At 59.5% G+C, this 21480-nt stretch carries 20 protein-coding genes and 1 riboswitch (1 of these 21 only partly in view); of the genes, 11 read left to right on the top strand and 9 right to left on the bottom strand.

The features are described from left to right. Positions 1-5: 5 nt before the first annotated feature. On the bottom strand, positions 6-488 hold the full coding sequence (locus V3390_RS01120; RefSeq protein WP_331702997.1) for a GAF domain-containing protein: 483 nt from the start codon (positions 486-488) through the stop codon (positions 6-8). A gap of 37 nt (positions 489-525) precedes the next feature. Here V3390_RS01120 and bioD point away from each other — a divergent pair, with 37 nt between their 5' ends. Next, positions 526-1155: a dethiobiotin synthase gene (gene bioD, locus V3390_RS01115; protein ID WP_331702995.1), complete on the top strand. Its 630-nt coding sequence runs from the start codon at positions 526-528 to the stop codon at positions 1153-1155. A gap of 68 nt (positions 1156-1223) precedes the next feature. On the opposite strand, the gene V3390_RS01110 is transcribed toward bioD, so the two are convergent. Both V3390_RS01110 and queD read right to left on the bottom strand, forming a co-directional pair. Further along, the gene (locus tag V3390_RS01110) at positions 1224-1616 is read right to left on the bottom strand and encodes a phasin family protein (RefSeq protein WP_331702994.1); all 393 of its coding nucleotides are present in this window, start codon (positions 1614-1616) and stop codon (positions 1224-1226) included. Between the two features lie 136 nt (positions 1617-1752). Then, the gene (queD, locus tag V3390_RS01105; RefSeq protein ID WP_331702993.1) at positions 1753-2106 is read right to left on the bottom strand and encodes a 6-carboxytetrahydropterin synthase QueD; all 354 of its coding nucleotides are present in this window, start codon (positions 2104-2106) and stop codon (positions 1753-1755) included. A gap of 60 nt (positions 2107-2166) precedes the next feature. Here queD and V3390_RS01100 point away from each other — a divergent pair, with 60 nt between their 5' ends. Beyond that, on the top strand, positions 2167-2991 hold the full coding sequence (locus V3390_RS01100; RefSeq protein WP_331702992.1) for a lytic transglycosylase domain-containing protein: 825 nt from the start codon (positions 2167-2169) through the stop codon (positions 2989-2991). Between the two features lie 27 nt (positions 2992-3018). On the opposite strand, the gene V3390_RS01095 is transcribed toward V3390_RS01100, so the two are convergent. The 3 genes from V3390_RS01095 to V3390_RS01085 form a co-directional block, all read right to left on the bottom strand. Further along, a complete protein-coding gene (locus V3390_RS01095) occupies positions 3019-4428 on the bottom strand; it encodes a TolC family outer membrane protein (RefSeq protein WP_331702991.1) in 1410 nt (469 codons plus the stop codon). Positions 4429-4459: 31 nt separating this feature from the next. Continuing rightward, on the bottom strand, positions 4460-5113 hold the full coding sequence (locus V3390_RS01090; RefSeq protein ID WP_331702990.1) for a protein-L-isoaspartate O-methyltransferase family protein: 654 nt from the start codon (positions 5111-5113) through the stop codon (positions 4460-4462). Between the two features lie 129 nt (positions 5114-5242). Further along, a complete protein-coding gene (locus tag V3390_RS01085) occupies positions 5243-5872 on the bottom strand; it encodes a TetR/AcrR family transcriptional regulator (RefSeq protein ID WP_331702989.1) in 630 nt (209 codons plus the stop codon). Positions 5873-5933: 61 nt separating this feature from the next. Between V3390_RS01085 and V3390_RS01080 the strand changes: the two genes are divergently transcribed. The 5 genes from V3390_RS01080 (at position 5934) to V3390_RS01060 (ending at position 14407) form a co-directional block, all read left to right on the top strand. Beyond that, positions 5934-7088: an efflux RND transporter periplasmic adaptor subunit gene (locus V3390_RS01080; protein WP_331702988.1), complete on the top strand. Its 1155-nt coding sequence runs from the start codon at positions 5934-5936 to the stop codon at positions 7086-7088. Next, positions 7085-10129 carry an efflux RND transporter permease subunit gene (locus V3390_RS01075; RefSeq protein WP_331702987.1) on the top strand — a complete coding sequence of 1015 codons (3045 nt, stop codon included), beginning with the start codon at positions 7085-7087 and terminating at the stop codon, positions 10127-10129. Before V3390_RS01080 ends, V3390_RS01075 begins: the two co-directional genes overlap by 4 nt. A gap of 190 nt (positions 10130-10319) precedes the next feature. Further along, positions 10320-10428, top strand: a riboswitch (TPP riboswitch). A gap of 8 nt (positions 10429-10436) precedes the next feature. Then, a complete protein-coding gene (gene thiC, locus V3390_RS01070) occupies positions 10437-12314 on the top strand; it encodes a phosphomethylpyrimidine synthase ThiC (RefSeq protein ID WP_331702986.1) in 1878 nt (625 codons plus the stop codon). Between the two features lie 51 nt (positions 12315-12365). Continuing rightward, entirely contained in the window at positions 12366-13106 is a 741-nt protein-coding gene (locus V3390_RS01065; RefSeq protein ID WP_331703621.1) for an ion channel, read from the top strand. Then, positions 13103-14407: an alpha/beta hydrolase gene (locus V3390_RS01060; RefSeq protein ID WP_331702984.1), complete on the top strand. Its 1305-nt coding sequence runs from the start codon at positions 13103-13105 to the stop codon at positions 14405-14407. The genes V3390_RS01065 and V3390_RS01060 overlap by 4 nt, the downstream gene beginning before the upstream one ends. 15 nt (positions 14408-14422) lie before the next feature. Here V3390_RS01060 and ppa read toward each other — a convergent pair whose 3' ends face one another. Next, a complete protein-coding gene (ppa, locus tag V3390_RS01055) occupies positions 14423-14959 on the bottom strand; it encodes an inorganic diphosphatase (protein WP_331689819.1) in 537 nt (178 codons plus the stop codon). A gap of 172 nt (positions 14960-15131) precedes the next feature. On the opposite strand from ppa, the gene V3390_RS01050 reads away from it, so the two are divergent. The 3 genes from V3390_RS01050 (at position 15132) to mpl (ending at position 17691) form a co-directional block, all read left to right on the top strand. Continuing rightward, positions 15132-15641 carry a hypothetical protein gene (locus V3390_RS01050; protein ID WP_331702983.1) on the top strand — a complete coding sequence of 170 codons (510 nt, stop codon included), beginning with the start codon at positions 15132-15134 and terminating at the stop codon, positions 15639-15641. Between the two features lie 77 nt (positions 15642-15718). Further along, complete coding sequence (locus tag V3390_RS01045; RefSeq protein WP_331689821.1) at positions 15719-16297, top strand: adenylate kinase; 579 nt, start codon at positions 15719-15721, stop codon at positions 16295-16297. Between the two features lie 8 nt (positions 16298-16305). Continuing rightward, positions 16306-17691 (top strand): UDP-N-acetylmuramate:L-alanyl-gamma-D-glutamyl-meso-diaminopimelate ligase, encoded by a 1386-nt coding sequence (mpl, locus tag V3390_RS01040; protein WP_331702981.1) that lies wholly within the window; start codon positions 16306-16308, stop codon positions 17689-17691. Between the two features lie 11 nt (positions 17692-17702). Here mpl and V3390_RS01035 read toward each other — a convergent pair whose 3' ends face one another. After that, the gene (locus tag V3390_RS01035) at positions 17703-19694 is read right to left on the bottom strand and encodes a bifunctional DedA family/phosphatase PAP2 family protein (RefSeq protein WP_331702980.1); all 1992 of its coding nucleotides are present in this window, start codon (positions 19692-19694) and stop codon (positions 17703-17705) included. A gap of 87 nt (positions 19695-19781) precedes the next feature. Here V3390_RS01035 and V3390_RS01030 point away from each other — a divergent pair, with 87 nt between their 5' ends. Next, on the top strand, positions 19782-20999 hold the full coding sequence (locus tag V3390_RS01030; protein WP_331702979.1) for an aspartate aminotransferase family protein: 1218 nt from the start codon (positions 19782-19784) through the stop codon (positions 20997-20999). Here V3390_RS01030 and hemL read toward each other — a convergent pair. Continuing rightward, a protein-coding gene (hemL, locus tag V3390_RS01025; protein WP_331702978.1) for a glutamate-1-semialdehyde 2,1-aminomutase crosses the window boundary here: on the bottom strand, positions 20982-21480 show its 3' end. Its footprint extends 797 nt past the window's final position; only the last 499 of its 1296 coding nucleotides appear in the window; its start codon lies beyond the right edge, outside the window; its stop codon occupies positions 20982-20984. The two genes, V3390_RS01030 and hemL, sit on opposite strands and share 18 nt — an antisense overlap.

Here is a 21480-nt window from a genome sequence, read left to right as displayed (position 1 = left end):
GACGCTTAGACCGTGGCGCAGAACGCGGCGGCGATCGCTTCCAGTCCGGTCTGATCGTCGGCATCAAAGCGTGCGTGCTTGGGACTGTCAATATCCAGCACACCAATGAGCGTGCCGTTAGTGGCCACCAGCGGAATCACAATCTCGCTATTGGATGCACTATCGCAGGCAATGTGCCCAGGGAAGGCATGCACATCCTCGACTCGCTGAGTAGTGCGAGTTGAGGCGGCAGCGCCGCAGACGCCCTTATTGAGCGGAATGCGCACGCAAGCCGGCAGTCCTTGGAACGGACCGACCACCAGCTCAGTGCCGTCAAAGAAGTAAAAGCCGGCCCAATTCAAATCGGGGAGGCTGTTGAACAGCAGTGCTGACAGGTTCGCCGCATTGGCGATACGATCCTGCTCGCCGTGCATCAGCGCGCGGGCCTGCTGCAGCAGTTGATCGTATTGTTCGGATTTGGTGCCCGACAGGGCGGATGACTCAAACATGCTTGCTCCAATCTAGATGCACAGTGTAACTTGAGGTATGCGAACTGACTTGTATGTGACCGGCACCGATACCGATGTCGGCAAGACCTATGTCACAGTCCAACTGCTGCGCGAGCTCGCTGCCGCGCAACGCGTCGTCGGCATGAAGCCGGTCGCCAGTGGTTCCGAGCGCATTGATGGCGTCCTGCGCAATGCCGATGCGCTGCAGCTCATGCAGGCGTCTAATGTGGATGCCGACTACGCCACCGTGAATCCGTATGCATTCGCACCGGCCATTGCACCCGAATACGCAGCCCGCGATGCCGGGGTCGAGATTGAGGTGTCCGTGATCCGCCAGACCTTCGACACGTTGACGCAACGTTCGGACCTTGTATTGGTCGAAGGCGCCGGCGGTTGGCTCTCACCCGTCACAGAGACGATTGATCAGGCCGATGTGGCCAGGGCGCTAGGGATCCGTGATGTGCTGCTGGTGGTCGGCATGGGGCTAGGGTGCGTGCATCGCGCGCGGGCGACGGCAAGGGCGATCGAAGCGGACGGCTTTCGGCTCAAGGGCTGGATCGCCAATGAGACCGGTGGCGACGATCCGGATCTCAACAACAACCTGCAGGCGATTGAGCGCAATCTGGGTGCGGCGGCGTATCGGTATTTCCGCTACGAGCCGATCTAAAGGGCGCGCAAAAAAAAGACCACCGCCGAAGCAGTGGTCTTTCTGATTCCTTTAAGGACGTCGCAATATTACTTGCGGACAGCCTTAGTCACCTTTTGCACGGCTTGCTCAGCCTTGGCAGTGGCGTCTTCGAATTGACCCTTAGCGATCAGGCCCAGTTGTTCGGCAGCCTTGGTGGTCTTTTCGGCAACTTCCTGCGTGGTCGAAACAGCGCGTTCGACGTTTTCACGAGCAACTTGCACGCCCTTGGGCCACAGAGTCTTGGCAGTTTCCAGGTCACGGACTTGGGCTGCTTCGGTCAGGAAGGCAAAGGTGGCAGAGGCGCGTTCCTGCACAGCGTTGAGCTGAGCAGTGAAAACGGCTTGAGCCGATTCGATGGCGATGGTGTTGATCTTGGCGGCGGTGTCAGCGAATTGACGGGTCGCAGCCGAGAACTGTTCGTTATTGAATTGCAGGTTCATGGTTGACACTCCAGTTAGAGGCGAAAGGCGCCTTGTTGCAGTGCACAATAGCAAGGATTATTGTGCAATGCAATAAACGAGTGTTCAGATCTGCCAACCGGTTCACAAAACAGTTAGAAATCAACTACTTAGTCTACTAGCCAGTATATTTTGAACCGGCCGTGCAGGTCTCGTGGACCACAACTGCGCTCAGCAAAGGCAGCAGCGGACGCATTTCCTGAAAGATCCAACGGGCCAAGTTTTCGCTGGTCGGGTTCTCGAGACCGGGGATCTCATTGAGGTAATGATGATCGAGCCGATCATAGGTCGGCTTGAACAGGCGCTTGACCTCGGCAAAGTCCATAACCCATCCGCTGTGCGGATCGACATCGCCGCTCAAATGCAGCTCGACGCGAAACGAATGCCCGTGCAGGCGCGCGCACTTATGGCCCTCGGGCACGTTGGGCAGCCGATGCGCCGCTTCGAGCGTAAAAATCTTGAAAATGTCCATGCCGTATTGTCGCATGGGCAAGCCAGCGGCGATTCACTCATTCTGCGTACAATGTGGCCGATGAGATCCCATAACCACTTGTTGCCGCCACTGCTGATCGTCACCGCCCTGTGCAGTGTCGGCTTCAGTCCGGCCTTCGCGCAGGAGCGGATTGCGCAGCAGCGCACCGTGTACCGCTGCATCAAGGACAATACTGTCAGTCTCGCTACCTTTCGCGAGAAGGGCGCCAAGTGCGAGCCCAAGACCATCACCGATACCGCCGGCAAGCCGACCAATATCTTCGGCAACCTGGGCGTCATCAACGGCAATCTCTACGAAGGCATGGTCGACGGCAAACCTGCACTGACCACCCGAAAAACCAAGGGCTTTACGCTACTGACTCGGTTTACGGTCGAGACGCCAAAGGATTCCACGGCGCACGTCGGCATGGGGCAGGTCGGTAAGGCGCGCACCGATGCCTTCAATACGCAATTTAAAGCTGCGGCTAAAAAACACAAAGTGGACGAGGCGCTGCTGCGCGCTGTTGCGCATGCCGAGAGCGGGTTTGTAGCGGGCATCGTGTCACCCAAAGGTGCATTGGGCGTGATGCAGCTGATGCCGGGCACGGCACGCGAGCTGGGCGTCACCAATGCCTTGGATCCGTCGCAGTCAATTGATGGCGGTGCGCGCTATTTGAGCCAGCTGTCAAAGCGCTATCGTGGCGATGTGACTCGCGTGATCGCGGCGTACAACGCAGGCCCCGGTGCAGTGGCTAAGTTCAATGGCGTGCCGCCGTATCGCGAAACCCTAGCCTATCTGGATAAGGTCAATGCGCTGCTGCTCAATTACAGGGCCGCGCTCGGCCTGTTGCCTAAGCCCAAGCCTCCGCTCAAAGCTGCGCAGTAACAGCGCGATGTAAAATGCGCGCCGCTCTTACTTGCGGACGGTTTCCGTCGTGGTCAAAAAGCGGTTCACGGCCTCGATGTCTTCAATACCCAAGCTGCCTGCTGCTTGCGACAGCAGCAACCGGCTTTGCAGGAAGTTGTACTTGGTCTGTGCGTATGCGCGCTGCGCATTGAACAGATTCTGCTGATTCATCAGCACATCGAGCACGGTGCGAGTACCGACTTCGAGTCCGACCTGCGAGGCCTCGTACGCTTCATTAGCGGAAACCAGTGCCAGGCGACGTGCTTCGATTTCAGACAGGCCGGCATACAGACGGTTGTACGCGCCGATCGTGTTGCGGGTCAGGCCGCGGCGTTGCGCTTCGAGCTGGTCCAGTGCCACTTCACGACGAGCCAGGGCTTCGCGAACGCGTGATTCGTTAAGGCCCGAGGTCCACAACGGCACCGACACCGAGACGCCCACCGTCGGGCCCCAGCCGGAATTGTCGATGGGATTGCGGAACGAAGCGCCACCGCCTTCGAAATCGGTATGGCCGTTGCTGCGCTGATAACCGAAACCACCGCTCAACGACACCTTGGGTGACTTGGCAGCACGTGCGGCTTCAACACCGGCACCGGCTGCATCAATTTGCGATTTGGTGGCCAGCAGCGACGGATTGTTCTGCAAGGCTGAGGCCACCCATGCGTCGGCATTGCCACCGTCCGGCATCGACGGCTTCCAGCTGTTGGGCAGACCGCGCAAAGTCGTAATCGGCTTGCCGGTCAGTTCAATCAACGACTGATAGGCATCATCAACAGCGGTGCGAGCCAGGATCGTATTGGCGCGGGCGTTCTCGTATTGAGCACGCGCTTCGTGCACGTCGGTGATGGGAGCCAAGCCGACTTCGAGACGCTTGCTCGCAAAGTCGAATTGCTTTTTCAGTGCGGATTCGGCGGCCAATGCTGCAGAAAGTGTCTCGAGCTGCGTCAGCGTATTAAAGTACGCCGCCGAGGTCCGAGTGATCAGATCATCGCCGGCCGCTTCGACCTGAAAATCCTCGGCGCGGGTGAGTGCTTGCGCCTGACGGATTTGCGCGTCCAGGGTCTTGTCGTACAGGGCCATGCTGCCGTTGACACCGGCATTCAACGTACGCGAGGTCGAGGTGGTGTCGCCTTTAATGCGAGTTGTCTGGCCGTTGGTGCCGGTGCTGCTCTGCGACGAGGTGCCGCGATTGTATTGCCAATCCAGGCCGGCGCTGGCGCCGACTTGCGGCAACTTGGCAGCGCGAGCCTGTACCACGCCCTCTTGCGTCACCGCACGTTGCGACTCGGCGGCGGCAAACTGCGGATCGCTGTCGCGGGCCAGACGGTAGGTTTGGACCAGATCTTCGGCAGCGGCAACTTGCGGTGCAAGTGCAGTGGCAATGGCAACGGCGAGGGTAATACGGACAAATGGCATGAACTGCGTTCCTTGAATCCGCGAACGGATGTCAGATGCTAAAGGTTGCCTTGGGCTCAGCGCCCTCGAGATAGGCGATATCGGTTTCAAACTTGACTTGCGTTTTGTAGCCGGCGCCTTGGCGTTGCACGACTACCGCTTCCATCGCGGGGGCTTCACCGCGTACGTAGAACAGGCGACCGCCGTCTTTCAAGGCAGACATCAGGTCCGAAGGCAGCTCCGCCATCGCACCGTTAACGATCACGACATCAAACTGGCGGCCGTTGAGTGCAGTCAGGTTGAAGACATTGCCATCGAGAATTTCGACATTGCTCAGACCTTGAGCCGCGATCTGTTCGCGCGCATTAGCGGCCAGGGTGGCGCTGGTTTCGAGCGAAGTGACCTGCTGCCCCAGACGCGCCAGGCACGCGGTGACATAGCCGCTGCCGGTGCCAATTTCGAGCACGGATTCGTCCGGTTGGACCAGAACGCTCTGCAGCGTGCGGCCTTCGAACACGGGCTTGTGGGCGACGCGGCCATCTGCCAGAGGCAGGGCGGTATCCGCATAGGCCAGGTTACGTTGCGCAGCGGGGATAAACGCCTCGCGCGGCAAGGTCCCCATGACATGGAGGATGCGGGCATCGAGCACATCCCAGGGACGTACTTGTTGCTCAACCATCAGTTCGCGGGCCTTGGCAAAATCCATTGTTTCGTCTCGTATTTAACAGGTTGGCGGTAGCCGCACATTATAAAGGCTTGGCGCCAAGTCACTAGCACAGTGTGCGCTTGTGTCGGCAGCAGTCCGAGTGCCGGAAGTCATCGTGACCAATCGCCCTCAGACCTCTTGGCGTGCAAAGGCTCGGGCGAATAGGCGCACCACCCGCCGCAGGCGCTGCTCCACCCGTTGCGGATCCTGTTCCGGTATTTGGCCGAACAGTGCGGCCTGGTGCTCCTGACCGCGGATCATGGCCATCAGTAAATCGGCGGCTTCGGCCGGATCTTCGGGATCCAGGTCGGGACGCTGCGCCAGCCACTGGGCCATGGAATGGGCCACGCGGACCGGGCCTTCGCGCCAAATGAGCGAGGGCAGGGGGGTCAGCTGTACGCGATGCGAGATCGCCATGCGCATACCCAGAATGGCCTGGGAGGTCATGAGCGCCTGATAATAGTTGCTGGCGATGCGGTACAGTGCCTCTTCCAGTGGCAGACCCTCGGCAATGTCGGTCATGGACGGCGACAGAAAGGTGTCCGCAAACTGGCGCACTGCCTCGGCAAACAGCACGTCTTTTTCACCAAAATGGCTGTATACAGTGAGTTTGGAAACGCCTGCCCGATTTGCAATTTCATCCATGGTGACGCGGTCAAAATCGCCCTGCAAAAAGAGCTCGCTGGCAGCTTCCAGGATGGCCCGCCGTTTGGAAGGATCTTTGGGCCGGCCGGCGCGTTTTACCGATTCTGTGGACATGACGAAATAATAATATATTTTAGAGTATTGTATTGGCGTGAAGTCGAAGGACCGTTCCAGTATGAACTGCAAGCAACTCCTTATGGGCCAAATGCTGGTTGTGATTTTGGCCTTAATTTCTCTGTCTGCCTGCAACGACGAGGTCGCACCCCCGCCCTCATTGCGCACTGTCTATGCCCTGAAAGTCGGCGAAGGCCAATCGGGGCCCGTACAGGGCGCAAAGGGTGCGAGCTTCTCTGGCGCCGTCCAGGCCCGTGAACAGGCGCCGTTGTCGTTCCGAGTGCCGGGTTCGCTGCTACGCCGCACGGTCGACGTTGGCGATTCGGTCCGCGCCGGTCAGGTGCTGGCTGTGCTCGACGCCGGCGACCAAAGTGCCCAGGCCAATGCCATCACGGCCCAACTGGCAGCTGCCCAGGCCCAACTGCAGCGCGCCCGCGCCGATCAGGCCCGTTACGCCAAGCTCGCCAAAGACCAGCTGATCTCGCGCTCGACCATGGATGCGCAAAATGCCGGCGTCGCTGCCGCGCAGGGTGAGGTCAACGCCTTGCAGGCCAATCTCAAGCTGGCCACCAACCAGGCCCGCTACACGCAACTGACGGCGCCGCGATCCGGTGTGATTGCCGAGCGCCTAGCCGAAGCCGGACAAGTCGTAGGTGCGGGTCAGCCGATTTTCTCGCTGGCTGCCGATGGCGCACGTGAAGTCGTGTTCGCCGTGCCGGAAACCGACATTGCGCAGATTCGCAGCGGCATGCCCGTGAAAATTGAGCTGTGGGCAACGCCGGGCACCTTATTGAATGGCACCATTCGCGAAGTGTCGCCGATCGCCGACGCGCAAACACGCACCTTTACCGCCCGTGCCACCGTCACTGACACCGGCAACGCAACGCAACTGGGTCAAAGTGCCAAGGTCATCGTACCCGGTCTGGTTCCGCGCGGTGAGGTCACTGCCTTGAGTGTGCCGTTGGCGGCAGTGGTGCAATCGGGCAACACGGGTCCCGCTGTGTTTGTGATCGATCCGGCCACGCTTGTCCTGCAACGTACGCCGGTGCAGCTGGGTGCGTTTGGCGCGGAAATGGTGCCGGTCACGTCGGGCTTGCCTGCGGGTAGCTGGATTGTGGCGGCCGGTGCGCATCTGCTGCGCGATGGCCAAAAGGTCACGCCGGTAGACCGCGACAATCGTCCGGTTCTGAGCGCAGCGGCCAAGGCCACGCCATGAAGTTCAATCTCTCCGAGTGGACGCTGCGCCATCGCAGCTTAGTGCTGTACATGATGATCGTGGTGGCCGTTGCCGGCGCCATGTCGTACTTCAACTTGGGCCGCTCCGAGGATCCTGCGTTTACGTTTAAGGCCATGGTGATCCGCACCATCTGGCCCGGCGCGACCGCCGAAGAGGTTTCACAGCAAGTCACCGAACGCATCGAAAAAAAGGTGATGGAGACCGGCCAGTACGAGTTCGTGCGCTCATACTCGCGCGATGGCGAGTCCCAGGTCATCATCATGGCCAGGGACTCCCTGCCCAGCGCCAAGGTCGATGCACTCTGGTATCAGATCCGCAAAAAGATCGGCGATATACGCCCCATGCTGCCTGCCGAGGTGGTGGGACCGTTCTTTAACGACGAGTTCGGCGACACCTTTGGCAATATATACTCGCTCACCGGCAAGGGCTTCGACTACGCCCAGAAAAAAGACTATGCCGAGCGGATCCAACTGCAACTGCAACGCGTCAAGGATGTCGGCAAAGTCGAGCTGATCGGCACTCAGGATGAAAAGATCTGGGTTGAGATCTCCAACACCAAGCTCGCCACCATGGGCGTACCGCTCACCGCCGTGCGCGATGCCATGCAGCAGCAGAACATTCTGCCCGGCAGTGGGTTCGTTGATACGGCTTCAACTCGATTGCTGGTTCGCGTCAGTGGTGAGTTCAAAAACGTCGATGACATTCGCAACTTTCCGATCAGTGCCGGCGGCAAAACGTTTCGTCTAGGCGACGTAGCCGAAGTGAGTCGCGGCTTTGCCGATCCTTCGGCGCCGCGGATGCGGTTCAACGGTCAGGATGCGATCGGTATTGGTGTGGCCATGAAAGATGGCGGCGACATTCTCGAGTTGGGCAAGAATCTCGATGCCACTTTCGCTGACATTCAAAAGAGCTTGCCCGTTGGCGTGAGTCTGGATCGCGTGACCGATCAGCCGGCCGCCGTTGATGAGTCCGTCAGCGAGTTCATGCGCGTCCTCACCGAGGCCGTGGTGATTGTGCTGCTAGTGAGTTTCTTCTCGCTGGGCCTGCGCACGGGTCTGGTAGTGGCGCTGTCGATTCCGCTGGTGCTGGCGATGACGTTCCTGGTCATGGACATCGTCGGCGTAGGGCTGCATAAGATTTCGCTCGGCGCGCTAGTCCTGGCGTTAGGCTTGCTGGTGGACGATGCGATCATCGCTGTCGAAATGATGGCGATCAAACTCGAAGAGGGCTATAGCCGACTCAAGGCCGCGGCCTTTGCCTGGGAGAGTACAGCCTTCCCGATGCTGACGGGCACCCTCATCACGGCCGCGGGATTCCTGCCCATTGGTCTGGCCAAGTCGTCGGTCGGTGAATACACGCGCTCGCTGTTCGAGGTCGTGACCATCGCGTTGCTGGTGTCATGGGTTGGCGCGGTTGCCTTCATTCCGTATCTGGGCGACAAGCTTCTGAAAGAGGGCAAGCACGACGGTCCTGCCCACGATCCGCATCAGACGCCGTTCTACAAGCGTTTTCGCGGCTGGGTTGCGTGGTGCGTCGATCATCGCCGCACGGTAATTGCCGGTACGGTCGCTGCATTTGTCGCTTCGGTCCTGCTGTTCCGCTTTGTGCCGCAGCAGTTCTTCCCTGATTCGGTGCGACCGGAACTGATGGTCGATCTGGAACTGGCCGAAGGCTCATCGCTCAAAGCCACCGCGGCAGAAACTGAAAAACTCGAAAAGATTCTGGCCAGTCGCAAGGACATTGCCTCGTTCTCGTCGTATGTCGGCACCGGTGCGCCGCGCTTCTATCTGCCCTTGGATCAGCAATTGCCGGCGGCTAATTTCGCGCAGTTCCTGATTACGCCTAAGAATGTTGAATCGCGCGAGTCGATTCGCGAGTGGATGATCCGCGACGTGGTGCCGAAATTCCCGGAACTGCAGATGCGCGTCACGCGTCTGGAGAATGGCCCGCCGGTCGGATATCCCGTGCAGATTCGGGTTGGCGGTGAGCACATCGATCAGGTTCGAGGCATTGCAGCGCAGGTCCGCGCCAAGGTCGAGCAGTATCCCGGTGTCACTAATGTCAACTACGACTGGGATGAGCCGACCAAGGCCATCCGTCTGGAGATCGATCAGAACCGTGCGCGTGCCTTGGGCGTGAGCTCGCAGATGCTTTCGCAGTTCCTGTATTCGACCATCAGCGGCGCCGAACTGACGACCTTCCGCGAAGGCAATCAGCTGATCCAGGTCAACCTGCGCGCGCCTGCAGATCAGCGACTGGACGTGGCCGCCATCGGCTCGCTGATGGTCCCGACCACCTCCGGCAAGTCCGTACCGGTCTCGCAAATCGCTGATGTGCGCGAAGAGTTTGTCGACGGCATCATTTGGCATCGCAACCGCGAGCCCACCGTCACGGTGCGCGCCGATCTGAAAGATGGCGAAGCCGCTGTCACCGCTGTCAATAACATTCTCAAGACGGTGAATCCGCTGCGCGAATCCCTGCCTTACGGGTATCACATTGATATCGGCGGCACGGTCGAGGATTCGGGTCGCGGTCAGGACTCGATCAAGGTCGGTGTGCCGCTGTTCCTGTTTGCAGTGTTCACCCTGCTGATGATTCAGCTACGCTCATTCTCCCGCTCCTTTATGGTGCTGCTGACGGCTCCGCTGGGCCTGATCGGCGTGACCTTGTTTCTGCTGGTGTTCCGTGTGCCGTTTGGTTTCGTGGCCATGCTCGGCACCATTGCGCTGGCCGGCATGATCATGCGTAACTCCGTGATCCTGATTGATCAGATCGAACAGGATCGCGCCGCCGGACTCAAGCCGTTTGATGCCATTGTCGAGTCCACAGTACGTCGCCTGCGGCCGATTGCGCTGACGGCACTGGCCGCCATTCTGGCGATGATTCCGCTGTCGCGTTCGGTGTTCTTTGGCCCGATGGCCACCGCCATCATGGGTGGCCTGCTGGTTGCCACCTTGCTCACGCTGTTCTTCCTGCCGGCGCTGTACGCCGCCTGGTTCAAGGTCAAGCGACAGAACTAGTCGGCAGCGGATCGTCAATCGCCCTGTCTTCGTTCGGCTGGGCGTATCATCAACTCATATCGCACGAACTACGAGCCCTGGAGAAATACCTGCCGGATCCGCAATACAGGTTCAGCTCCCCGTACCGTTTTCTCGACTCTCTGCATGTATCCGGAGATCCATGCACCACTACATCCTTAATGCGACAATAGGCGGGCAGCGGGGGTACCTGCGCGCGTCCATCCCGGCCGCGAGGTTGAGAAAAACCCTTTGAACCTGACGTGGTTGAGACCGCCGGAGGGAGCTGCGCAACCAAGGTGCAATGCCCATGAATGCTGTTTCCAAGGACCTGCTGCAGCAGGCCGAACAACTGTCGTCCGATGTAACCCGTCCGATTCCGGGTTCCCGTAAGGTCTATGTGCAAGGTTCGCGTGAGGATCTGCGCGTGCCGATGCGTGAAATCGGCCTGAGTACCACTCCCACACTGTTCGGCGGCGAGAACAATGCGCCGCTGACGGTCTATGACACCTCCGGTATTTATACCGACGGTAATGCGCAAATCGATTTGGTCAAAGGTCTCGCGCCGATTCGCCATCGCTGGATCGAAGAGCGCGGTGACACCGAGCCGCTGACCGGTCTCACGTCGGAGTTTGGTCGCGCCCGTGAGAACGATCCCAAGCTGGATGCGATCCGCTTTCCTAATCGCGTGTTGCCGCGTAAGGCCAAGGCCGGCTCCAACGTCACTCAGATGCACTACGCCCGCCGCGGCATCATCACGCCCGAGATGGAATACATTGCCATCCGCGAGAACCAGCGCATCGACGAAATCCGTGAAGCTCACTTGCTGAATCAGCATGCCGGTGAACACTTCGGCGCCAATCTGCCTTCGCGCATCACCGCCGAGTTTGTCCGTGACGAAGTGGCCCGCGGCCGCGCCATTATTCCTGCCAATATCAATCACCCGGAACTCGAGCCGATGATCATCGGTCGCAACTTTCTGACCAAGGTGAATGCCAATATCGGCAACAGCGCCATCTCCTCCGGCATTGCCGAAGAAGTCGAAAAGATGGTGTACAGCATTCGTTGGGGTGGTGACACCGTGATGGATCTGTCCACCGGCAAGCACATCCACGAAACGCGCGAATGGATCCTGCGCAATTCGCCGGTGCCAATCGGTACCGTGCCAATCTATCAGGCACTGGAAAAGGTGGATGGCCGAGCCGAGGACCTGACCTGGGAACTGTTCCGCGACACGCTGATTGAACAGGCCGAGCAGGGCGTCGATTACTTTACGATCCATGCCGGCGTGTTGTTGCGATATGTGCCGCTGACGGCCAAGCGCGTCACCGGTATCGTCTCGCGTGGCGGCTCGATCATGGCCAAGTGGTGTCTGTCGCATCACAAGGAGAACTTCCTGTATACGCATTTCGAAGAGATCTGCGAAATCATGAAGGCCTACGATGTCTCGTTCTCGCTGGGTGACGGCCTGCGCCCGGGCTCCATTGCCGATGCCAACGATGCCGCGCAGTTCGGCGAACTCGAAACGCTGGGCGAGCTGACGCAAATCGCCTGGAAACACGATGTCCAGACCATGATCGAAGGCCCCGGCCACGTGCCGATGCAGCTGATCAAGGAAAACATGGACAAACAACTGCGCGAATGCGGCGAGGCGCCGTTTTATACGCTCGGCCCGCTGACCACCGACATCGCACCGGGCTACGACCACATCACCTCGGCGATCGGTGCAGCCATGATTGGCTGGTTCGGTACCGCCATGCTCTGCTATGTCACACCCAAGGAACATCTGGGCTTGCCCAACAAGGAAGACGTGCGGGAAGGTCTCATCGCCTACAAGATTGCCGCGCACGCAGCCGATCTGGCCAAGGGTCATCCCGGCGCTCAAGCGCGTGACAACGCCATGAGCAAGGCACGCTTTGAATTCCGCTGGGAAGATCAGTTCAATCTGGGGCTGGATCCAGAACGCGCTCGCGAGTACCACGACGAAACCCTGCCCAAGGATGCGCACAAGTCGGCCCATTTCTGTTCGATGTGCGGCCCGCACTTCTGTTCCATGAAGATCACGCAAGATGTGCGCGATTTCGCCGCGGAACATGGCATGTCTGAGCAGGACGCGCTGGAAAAGGGCATGCAGGAGCAATCCAAAGTGTTCAACGAGCAGGGCGCCGAAATCTATCGCACGGTCTGAACCCTAGCTTTGCTAGACTGGGCCCATCGAGTTCGATGGGCCTTGTCGTTTGTGAACCCCGGTATTCCGACCCAGATTTCTTTTTTCCGCCGGCATCCTGCGGCCTTGCTGTTGGCCGTACAGATTCTGGGGCTGATTATGCTGCCGTCCCTGCACGATGTGTTTGCTAGCCGCATTGCGCTGGCCGTCTTCAGTGTGATTTCCATGCTGGTTGCAGTGGTTGTAGTGATCCGCAGTCAGGCGGTCAATGCGGTTGCCATCCTTTTGGGTGTCCTGGCGTTGGCCACGACTTTGGCCTCTCTGTTCCCGCCGTATCGGTTCCTGTTGGCCTATGGCATGCTCTTTGAGGGCTTGCTGTATCTCTACACGGCCGGCGTGCTGGTCTATTACATGCTGTCCGATCACCATGTAACGCTCGATGAGATGTTCGCTGCCGGCGCCACGTTTACGCTTCTAGGCTGGGCCTTTACGTATGCCTACATCGCACTTCAGCATTTTGATCCGCAGGCGTTCACCGGATTACGCGAGCCTGGCACGCCGCGCACATGGATTGAGCTGGCGTTTCTAAGCTTTACCAATCTGTCGGCCACGGGCATCGGTGATATTCTGCCAATCAGTCCGTATGCTCGACTGCTCGCAATTTTCGAGCAGATTTTCGGCGTCGGCTATTTGGGCGTCATCGTGTCCCGTTTCCTGAGCCTCACCATGCACGGCATTACGTCTGACGCCCGTGAGCACGGCTCCAATTCGCAGAACGCAACGACAAATACAACACCGGAGCAGCGCAGATGAAAATGCGGTACCTATTGGCCAGTGTCGCGGTGAGTTTTGGTCTGTTCGCCCTTCCTGCGCGTGCAGCGCCGAACCCCGTAGCTGAATTCCGTAACGTGCAGAGGGTGGCTGAGGCTTTGCAGTCCGGGCGCACGCAGGATTTGCACACGGCATTCGCGCCGGCCATGGCAACGCAAGTCAGCGCCGAGCAGTTGGCAACCGCTTGGACTCAGGTCAGTCAGCACGGCGGACGTTTGCTGAAAGTCGAACCGTTGGTGTCAGATAACAACAAGACCGAACAAAACGCATTGCTAAGCTTTGAGCGCGCTAAATTTGTGCTGCAGGTCATTTGGGACGCAAACGGTCAGATCTCCGGCCTTTGGCTCAAACCCTACCAGGAGCCTGCTGCAGTTACAGTGGATCCCGCGGTCTCGCAGCAGGAGATCAGCTTTGCGGCGCCGGAGGGGCCTTCGATACAAGGCACGATATTTCTGCCCAAGGGTGTCAGCAATCCGCCTGCCATCGTACTGGTCCATGGCTCCGGCCCGCAGGACCGTTACGAAACGATGGGCCTGAACCGTCCGTTTCTGGATATCGCCAACGGACTGGCCAAGCAGGGCATTGCCGTCCTGGCATACGACAAGCGCACCCGGACCTATGGCAAGACGATTGACGTCACCACGCTGACGATTGATCAGGAATCAACTGACGATGCCATCGCCGCAGCAACGTGGCTGCGCGATTCAAAGCAGATCGATCCCAAGCGCGTGTTCGTGCTGGGGCATAGTCAGGGTGGGCTGGTGTTGCCGCGAATCCTGGCCCGCACGCCGTGGTTGCGTGGCGGTATCGGTCTGGCAGCACCGGGGGTCAAGCTGATTGACGTGCTCCCGCATCAGAACGAGTACTTGCTGGCCGATCAGGTGGGCACGCCGCAGGGGCAGCAGCACATGGCGATGATTCGCGATGGCATTGCGCGGATTCGGGACAGCGACAGCAAGGACATGAGCCCGGTGTTCGGCTTGCCGTTGAGCTACTGGCGCAGCGTAGACGCGGTCGATCCGTTAAAGGAACTGCAGGGCGTCAGGCAACCGGTACTGTTCCTGCAGGGAACTGCTGATTTTCAGGTCACGCGCGCAGATTGGATGGGATTGCAGCAGCTGGCTGCCAAGTCACCCGCACGAATCCGTTTTGTCGAACTGCCGGGGATCAATCATCTCGGCCTGAAAACCGAGGACAAGCGCGGCATGGATGATTACAAGGCCAAGCGGGCCGTCGCACCGGAAGTGATCGATGCGATGGCCGCCTGGATTAAGCGGAACTAGCGAAAGTCGCCGGTATTACTTGATCTTGCCTTCGTAACGGGCGACGGCATCAACCAGCACGGCGCGGGCTTCTTCAGCGTTGCCCCAACCGTCGATCTTGACCCACTTGCCCTTTTCCAGATCTTTGTAGTGTTCAAAAAAGTGGGCGATTTGGTCCAGCATCCACTTGGGAGCCTGATCCAGATCGGTGATGTCGGCGTAAGCCGGGAAAATCTTGGCGTTCGGCACGGCGATCAGCTTTTCGTCGCTGCCGGCTTCGTCGGACATTTTCAGGTAACCGATCGGTCGCGCCTTGATTACCGACCCCGGCACCACCGGATGCGGCATCAGCACCAGCACGTCGGCCGGGTCGCCATCGCCACACAACGTATTGGGCACGTAACCGTAGTTAGCGGGGTAGTGCATGGCTGTGGACAGCACGCGGTCCACCCACAGTACGCTGGAATCCTTGTCCACTTCGTACTTGACGGGTTCGGAATCCTTGGCGATTTCAATAATGACGTTGACTTCTTCCGGCGCGTTTTTGCCGGCCGAGACGGCTTCGAGACCCATGGTGACTCCCATTGATTGATTAGCGAAAAGTGCATGCCACGGCAGCGCCGCGGCCCGGATGTTATGGTACCACTCGGGCCCCAAGCCGCCATGTTAGCGGGTAATTGGCTGCGGTTCAGCCCATTTCAGGCAGGCTGAGATCTGGTTTAGACAAGTCAAGGAGCGGCGCTCAATGGCCCTTCGAATTCCCTTATTTCTGGCGATAGTATTACCGGTGTCGGTGGCGCTGGCCGCCACACCCGAAATCACGCGTGACACGGGCACGCCGCAGGCCGTCGGTAAGGCCCACACCTTGCGGACGATTCCGGAGGCCTGTGCGCGCATCTCCGGACAATTCACGGGCATTCCCGACAAGCCCTACACGATGCAAGTCAGCAAGACCTCGCCTCGCTGTGTGGCGCGTGCAGAGCTTGTGAGTGCCGATAAGGTCAAACCCGAGTCTGACCCCCGCTGGGTCCTGAATGATCTCGTCAAGGTTCCGAACGCTGCGTGCCCTTCTCAGCTGGCGACGTTGTCGGTCTGGCGTCTAAAGGTCAATAACGCTCCGTATAAACTCGATGCGCAGGGTCGTGCTCGCGTGTATTTGCAGGAAAAAGCGCAGAAGGCCTGGACTGCCAATGATCCCAAGCGCACCCGCCCGGCCTATGCCGTCGCAGTCGATGTCATCGGGAGCTGCGGGTAAAGTCTCAATATGTTGATAAAATGGCGTCTTCGGGCGCCATTTTTGTGCCCAGCCATTTCTAGTTGTTGGAGACGTCAATGCGTTTGGTTCTGTTGGGTGCACCGGGTTCGGGCAAAGGCACGCAAGCTGCAAAGCTCAAGGATTATCTGCAGATTCCGCATATTTCCACAGGCGATCTGTTGCGTGGTGAGGTTGCCGCCGGCACCAAGCTGGGTCTTGAGGCCAAAGAGGTCATGGCCCGCGGTGAACTGGTGAGCGATGCCATTCTGCTCGGTATGCTCGAAGATCGCCTGCAACGCGATGACTGCAAGGACGGCTTCATTCTCGATGGTTATCCGCGCAACCTGGCGCAAGCCGATGCGTTGAACACCTTGCTGGCTCGCATCAAGCAGCCGATGGATTACGCCGTCCAGCTCGAAGTGCCGACCGATTTGCTGATCGACCGCATTGCCGGTCGTGCCGCAGCCGAGGGCCGTGCCGATGACAATCCGGAATCGGTCCGTAAGCGTCTTGAGATTTACGATTCGCAGACCGCACCGGTCATTGACTACTACCGCACCAACGGTCAACTCAACATCGTCGATGGCGTTGGCGAGCTTGATGAGGTGTTCAATCGCATCCTGACCGCTATTGATAGCGAGTCTAAAGTCGGCTGAATCGCACCATGAATCTGCATATTCTCGGCATCGCCGGTACATTTATGGGCGGCGTGGCGGCCTTGGCTCGCGAGTTGGGCCACACCGTCGAGGGCAGTGACCAGGCCATCTATCCGCCGATGTCCACGCAGCTTGAGTCGCTGCAGATTCGCTTGCATCAGGGTTACGATCCGGCGCATATTGCTGCCGATGCCGATGAAATCGTGATCGGCAATGCGCTCTCGCGCGGCAACCTCGCAGTCGAAGATGTGCTCAACAAAGGCCGCAAGTACATTTCGGGTGCGCAGTGGCTGTCCGAAAACGTACTGCCCGGTCGCGATACGCTGGCCGTGGCCGGTACGCACGGCAAGACCACCACCACTTCGATCCTGACCTATCTGCTGCAGGCTGCCGGCCTGGAGCCGGGCTTCCTGGTCGGTGGCGTCGCCGAGGATTTCGGTACGTCGGCTCGCGTCGGCAAAGGCCGCGCGTTTGTCGTCGAGGCCGATGAATACGACACGGCGTTTTTCGATAAGCGTTCCAAGTTTGTGCACTACCGTCCGCTGGTTGCAATCCTCAACAATCTCGAATTCGACCACGCGGACATCTTTGACAATGTCGGCCAGATCCAGCGGCAGTTCCATCATCTGGTACGTACCGTGCCGCAACGTGGCCGCCTGATCGTCAATGGCGAGGACCGTCACCTGCGCGAAGTGCTCGACATGGGCGCCTGGACTCCCGTCGAAACCTTTGGTCTCGATGAATCGACCAGCGCCGATGGCAAGCCGTTTACCTGGTCCGCCCGTCTGCTTGCTGCCGACGGATCGGCCTTCGCGGTGTTGCATGAGGGTGCTGAAGTCTGCACCGTCGAGTGGCCGCTGCTTGGCCGTCACAATGTCATGAATGCACTCGCAGCGATTGCGGCGGCTAATGCCGTCAATGCCGAACTGGCCTTGGCGTTGCCGGCCTTAGCGGGGTTTTCCAGCGTCAAGCGCCGTCTGGAGATTGTGGGTCAGCACAACGACGTCACGGTTTACGATGATTTCGCACATCACCCGACGGCTATTGCTACGACGCTCGCGGGTTTGCGGGCCAAGGTCGGTAATGCTCGCATTGTGGTGGCAATGGAACCGCGCAGCAACTCCATGCGTCTTGGCGCGCATGCCGATGCGCTCGCTCCTTCACTCGATGATGCTGACGAAGTCGTGTTCCTGCATCGACCCGAGCTGGCCTGGGATGCGGGCAAGGTCGTTTCCTCGCTCAAACATCACGGACGTACTGTTGCTGATGTCGATGAGCTGCTGTCGGTCCTGACCGAAACCGTGCGCCCCGGGGACCATGTGGTCTTTATGTCCAATGGCGGTTTCGATGCCGCGCCGCGCCGTTTCCACGCCGCCTGGGTGTCGCTGGGCTAAGCCCAAAAACCTTATTGGTTCTGACTTAAATCCAGACGCAGTACCGTGCGCCCCGTTTGCGGGTGCACGCTTTGCTGCGCCTGTTTGGACTGCAGCGCCTCGAGCACGTAGGTATATGCCGCCTCGCTATCGGCAACCGGTCGCCATAGACCCAAAGCACCGTAAGGCTCGTCGTAACGCATGGTCTGAACATTGCCGATCCAAAGCGGCGTGCGGCCGTCCAGGATCACACCCGATGGCCACAGACGCACCACTTCGCGCGTCCCGTCGGGCACATCACGCACCATCAGCAACGTTTCCGGATGGCTTTCAAAGCTAGCCGGCAGCACCTTATGGCCGAAGGGACTTTCGCCCGTGTTGAGCGAAGTCACCACGTCAATCCATGTAGCCGCCGGCTGCGAGACAAAGCCGTGACCCTCTAGCGTGCGACGCAACGTCAGATCCGAGCCGGCCACCTGCAAGTTCAAATCCCAGCGGCTGCGTGCATCGGCTTCGTTACGGCGACCAGGCAATTCGCTCCAGCCCTGATCCAACCAATATGCCGATGCCATGTTCCGAGTCGGCTGATTGGCAGCCAGGCGCTGCAGCAACGGTTCGGACGCGCGCGGCAAATGCCAGATCGCGGCGCCGAGCATCGTCACGTAGAACACCAGTGCAATCGGGCGCATCCAGAAGCCGCGTGTATGGTGCGAGCGATACGCAATCCCTACCACCATGACCCAGGTCAGACCGAGCAGCATGCTGCCAACGAGATCGCTAAACCAATGCATGCCAAGATACAGACGACCGGCAGCGGTCAATGTCACAATCAGTCCCGCTAACAGGTACGGCCACACCCGCGATTTGCGCGGAAATTCGCGCGAAATCAGCACTGCAAAGAAACTCAGCACAATGGTGGACATCGTAATTGACACGGCCGGAAAGCTGAACTCCTGCGTTGCCGCCGGTGGTGCCGGAAAATCAATGGCCGCCGCAAGCAAGTAGGTCAGCACCACACCGAAGCCAATGGCAATGAGCCAATGCGTGACGGCCTTCCAACGCTTGCGCCAGGCCAGATACAGCAGTCCAACCAGCAGCGCGGGGCCCATGACCTGTGCATCACCCAGTGTGGCCAGCGGAGCCATCAGCCGGTCGGCCAGCGGATTGCGCAAGCCCCACAGGAAGTCATAGATCGCGTGATCAATGCCCAATGCGCCGCCATTGGCCAGCAGCACGGCAAGCAATGCAAACCATGCCCAGCCCAGCAGCAGCAGACACACCCCGAGTATCAGTAGCGAAGGCGATTCCGGTCGGTTCGGATCCACTACACCCTGAGCAAAGCGGCCCAGTAAAGGATGCCGTTTGCTCCATGCCAGCAGGCGCGCCAGTTGGAAGTCGGCATTGTGCGCCGACCATTTCCAGGCGTAATACACCGTAGCCACTGCCATGCCGGTGGTCAGTAGCAGGCCTCCGACGACAATGGCGAGCCGATCGGCTACCGCCGCCACGATGTTGTATGACGCGCCCAGCAACATGCCCGGCAGCAGAAACAGGGCAGCCCAGGTCAGTGCAGCAAACAGATTGATCGGCAGATAGCGCCGCACTGGCATCCGCGACATCCCTGCAATGGCCGGCACGAACGGCCGAATGGCGCCGACGAATCGCGCAATGATGATGCTGGACACGCCGCGCCGTTTGAACAGGGTTTCGGCCTTGATGATTAGACCCGGGTATTTATTGAACGGCCAGATCTGCAGCAGACTGTGGCCCCAGCGTCGCCCCACCCAGTAGCTCAGGCCATCGCCTGCGACAGCGCCCAGCGCGGCGCTAACAATGGCGTACAGCGGATCGATGTGCCCCATGCCGACAATGGTGCCGATGGCGATCAGCAACGGCAGCGCCGGCACGACAATGCCCGCAAGGATCATCGAGTCAAGGAACGCAACCAGAAAGATTGCGAAACCGGCAGCATTGGGATGTGCGGTGATCCACGCAATGGTGGATTCCAGCCAACTGGAATTCATGCACCGATTATAAAGGGCGCGGCGCAGTCCGTTAGACTGTTGCGTGGGTACCGCTGGGGTACCGTGTTCGGATTCCGGAGTTTTGTCATGTCCGATAGTCGCTCGATTCGCGAGTTGGCCGACCGTTACTATTTGCCTGTTTACGCACCACGCCAAGCCGTGCTGGAGCGTGGCGAGGGCTCGCGCGTCTGGGATCGGGAGGGTCGCGAATACGTCGATCTGGCTGCCGGCATTGCCGTGACAGCCTTAGGGCATGCCAATCCGCAATTGCGTCAGGCTCTGATGCAACAGGCCGACAAACTCTGGCACACCAGCAATGTGTTTGTCAGCGAGCCGCCGTTGCGTCTAGCGCAGGCCCTGGTTGAGCATTCAGGCTTTGCCTCGCGCGCATTCCTGTGCAGCTCCGGCGCCGAGGCCAACGAGGCCGCCATCAAGTTGGCGCGTCGTTATGCGTCGTCGCAAGGTCGTGACGAATCTCATCGCACCATTCTGACATTCGACAACAGCTTTCACGGCCGCACAATGGCTACTGTGACAGCCGGCGGCCAGCCCAAATATCGGGCGACGTTCGAGCCGCTGCCCGGTGGCTTTGACTATCTGCCGTTCAATGATCTCGCAGCGGTCCGCGCACGCATGGCGCGTGGCGATGTGTGCGCCATCCTGGTGGAACCGGTCCAGGGCGAGGGCGGTGTCACGCCCGCAACGCCCGAGTTCCTGCGTGGCCTTCGCGATTTGTGTGATAACACGCGTGCGCTGCTGATGTTTGACGAAGTCCAATGCGGCATGGGTCGCACCGGTACTTTATTTGCGTGGGAGCAAAGCGGAGTAAAGCCCGACGTCGTGACCTTGGCTAAGGCCCTGGGCGCCGGCATTCCGATCGGTGCCATGTTGTGTACCGAACAGGCAGCCAACTGCATGGCGGTCGGCGCGCATGGCAGCACGTTTGGCGGCAATCCCTTGGCTAGCGCGGTGGCCCTGAAAGCCCTGGAAATGCTGGCTGATCCTTCGTTGCTGGCCAACGTGACGCGACAGTCCAATGCTCTGGTCGACGGTCTGCAGGCGATCAATGCACGCATTGGCTGCTTCACCGAGATTCGCGGCCAAGGTCTGATGTTGGGCGCGCAATTGTCGCAGGCGTGGTCGGGTCGCGCTTCGGAAATCTTAGATGCCTGCATGGAAAAAGGCCTGCTCGCATTGCAAGCAGGCCCCGATGTGTTGCGTTTTGTCCCGGCTTTGAACATTGGCGATGCCGACATCGCCGAGGGTCTGACCCGACTGGAATCCGCGTTACGCGCTTTGCAGTGACGCAAAGGCCGCCCTGGCGGCTGCAATCGTCTGATCCAGCAAGTCCTTGCTGTGTTCAATGGACATAAACGCGGCCTCAAAGGCAGACGGTGCAAGGAACACGCCCTGATCGAGCATCACGTGGAAAAAGCGTCCGTAACGCGCTGCATCCGACTGCAGGGCATCGGCGAAGGATTCGACCGGGCCTTCGCGGAAATACAGCCCGAACATGGCCGGCACGCGCGTCGTGTGGAAGGCGATGTTAGCGTCCTTAGCGGCCTGCTCCAGTCCGTCGCACAGGTAGTTGGTCTTATCCAGCAGTTCACTATGGAAGCCCGGGCGTTGGATCAGTTTCAGAGTCGCCAGACCGGCTGCCATTGCAACCGGGTTACCGCTTAGCGTGCCGGCCTGATAGATCGGGCCTGCCGGCGCAATCTGTTTCATCAGGTCGCGACGACCGCCGTAAGCGCCCACAGGCATGCCGCCACCAATGATCTTGCCG

Source organism: Aquilutibacter rugosus (assembly GCF_036541335.1).
GTDB lineage: Bacteria > Pseudomonadota > Gammaproteobacteria > Xanthomonadales > Xanthomonadaceae > Aquilutibacter > Aquilutibacter rugosus.
The sequence above is the reverse complement of the archived record's forward strand: the minus strand, read 5'-3'. Positions and strand labels throughout refer to the sequence as shown.

Coding starts and splice junctions, on each gene's coding strand:
- V3390_RS01110 (WP_331702994.1), bottom strand. CDS start 1,616: ATGAACCTGCAATTCAATAACGAACAGTTCTCGGCTGCGACCCGTCAA.
- V3390_RS01060 (WP_331702984.1), top strand. CDS start 13,103: ATGAAAATGCGGTACCTATTGGCCAGTGTCGCGGTGAGTTTTGGTCTG.
- ppa (WP_331689819.1), bottom strand. CDS start 14,959: ATGGGTCTCGAAGCCGTCTCGGCCGGCAAAAACGCGCCGGAAGAAGTC.
- V3390_RS01100 (WP_331702992.1), top strand. CDS start 2,167: ATGAGATCCCATAACCACTTGTTGCCGCCACTGCTGATCGTCACCGCC.
- V3390_RS01075 (WP_331702987.1), top strand. CDS start 7,085: ATGAAGTTCAATCTCTCCGAGTGGACGCTGCGCCATCGCAGCTTAGTG.
- queD (WP_331702993.1), bottom strand. CDS start 2,106: ATGGACATTTTCAAGATTTTTACGCTCGAAGCGGCGCATCGGCTGCCC.
- V3390_RS01080 (WP_331702988.1), top strand. CDS start 5,934: ATGAACTGCAAGCAACTCCTTATGGGCCAAATGCTGGTTGTGATTTTG.
- thiC (WP_331702986.1), top strand. CDS start 10,437: ATGAATGCTGTTTCCAAGGACCTGCTGCAGCAGGCCGAACAACTGTCG.
- V3390_RS01045 (WP_331689821.1), top strand. CDS start 15,719: ATGCGTTTGGTTCTGTTGGGTGCACCGGGTTCGGGCAAAGGCACGCAA.
- mpl (WP_331702981.1), top strand. CDS start 16,306: ATGAATCTGCATATTCTCGGCATCGCCGGTACATTTATGGGCGGCGTG.
- V3390_RS01090 (WP_331702990.1), bottom strand. CDS start 5,113: ATGGATTTTGCCAAGGCCCGCGAACTGATGGTTGAGCAACAAGTACGT.
- V3390_RS01030 (WP_331702979.1), top strand. CDS start 19,782: ATGTCCGATAGTCGCTCGATTCGCGAGTTGGCCGACCGTTACTATTTG.
- V3390_RS01035 (WP_331702980.1), bottom strand. CDS start 19,694: ATGAATTCCAGTTGGCTGGAATCCACCATTGCGTGGATCACCGCACAT.
- V3390_RS01120 (WP_331702997.1), bottom strand. CDS start 488: ATGTTTGAGTCATCCGCCCTGTCGGGCACCAAATCCGAACAATACGAT.
- V3390_RS01095 (WP_331702991.1), bottom strand. CDS start 4,428: ATGCCATTTGTCCGTATTACCCTCGCCGTTGCCATTGCCACTGCACTT.
- bioD (WP_331702995.1), top strand. CDS start 526: ATGCGAACTGACTTGTATGTGACCGGCACCGATACCGATGTCGGCAAG.
- V3390_RS01085 (WP_331702989.1), bottom strand. CDS start 5,872: ATGTCCACAGAATCGGTAAAACGCGCCGGCCGGCCCAAAGATCCTTCC.
- V3390_RS01050 (WP_331702983.1), top strand. CDS start 15,132: ATGGCCCTTCGAATTCCCTTATTTCTGGCGATAGTATTACCGGTGTCG.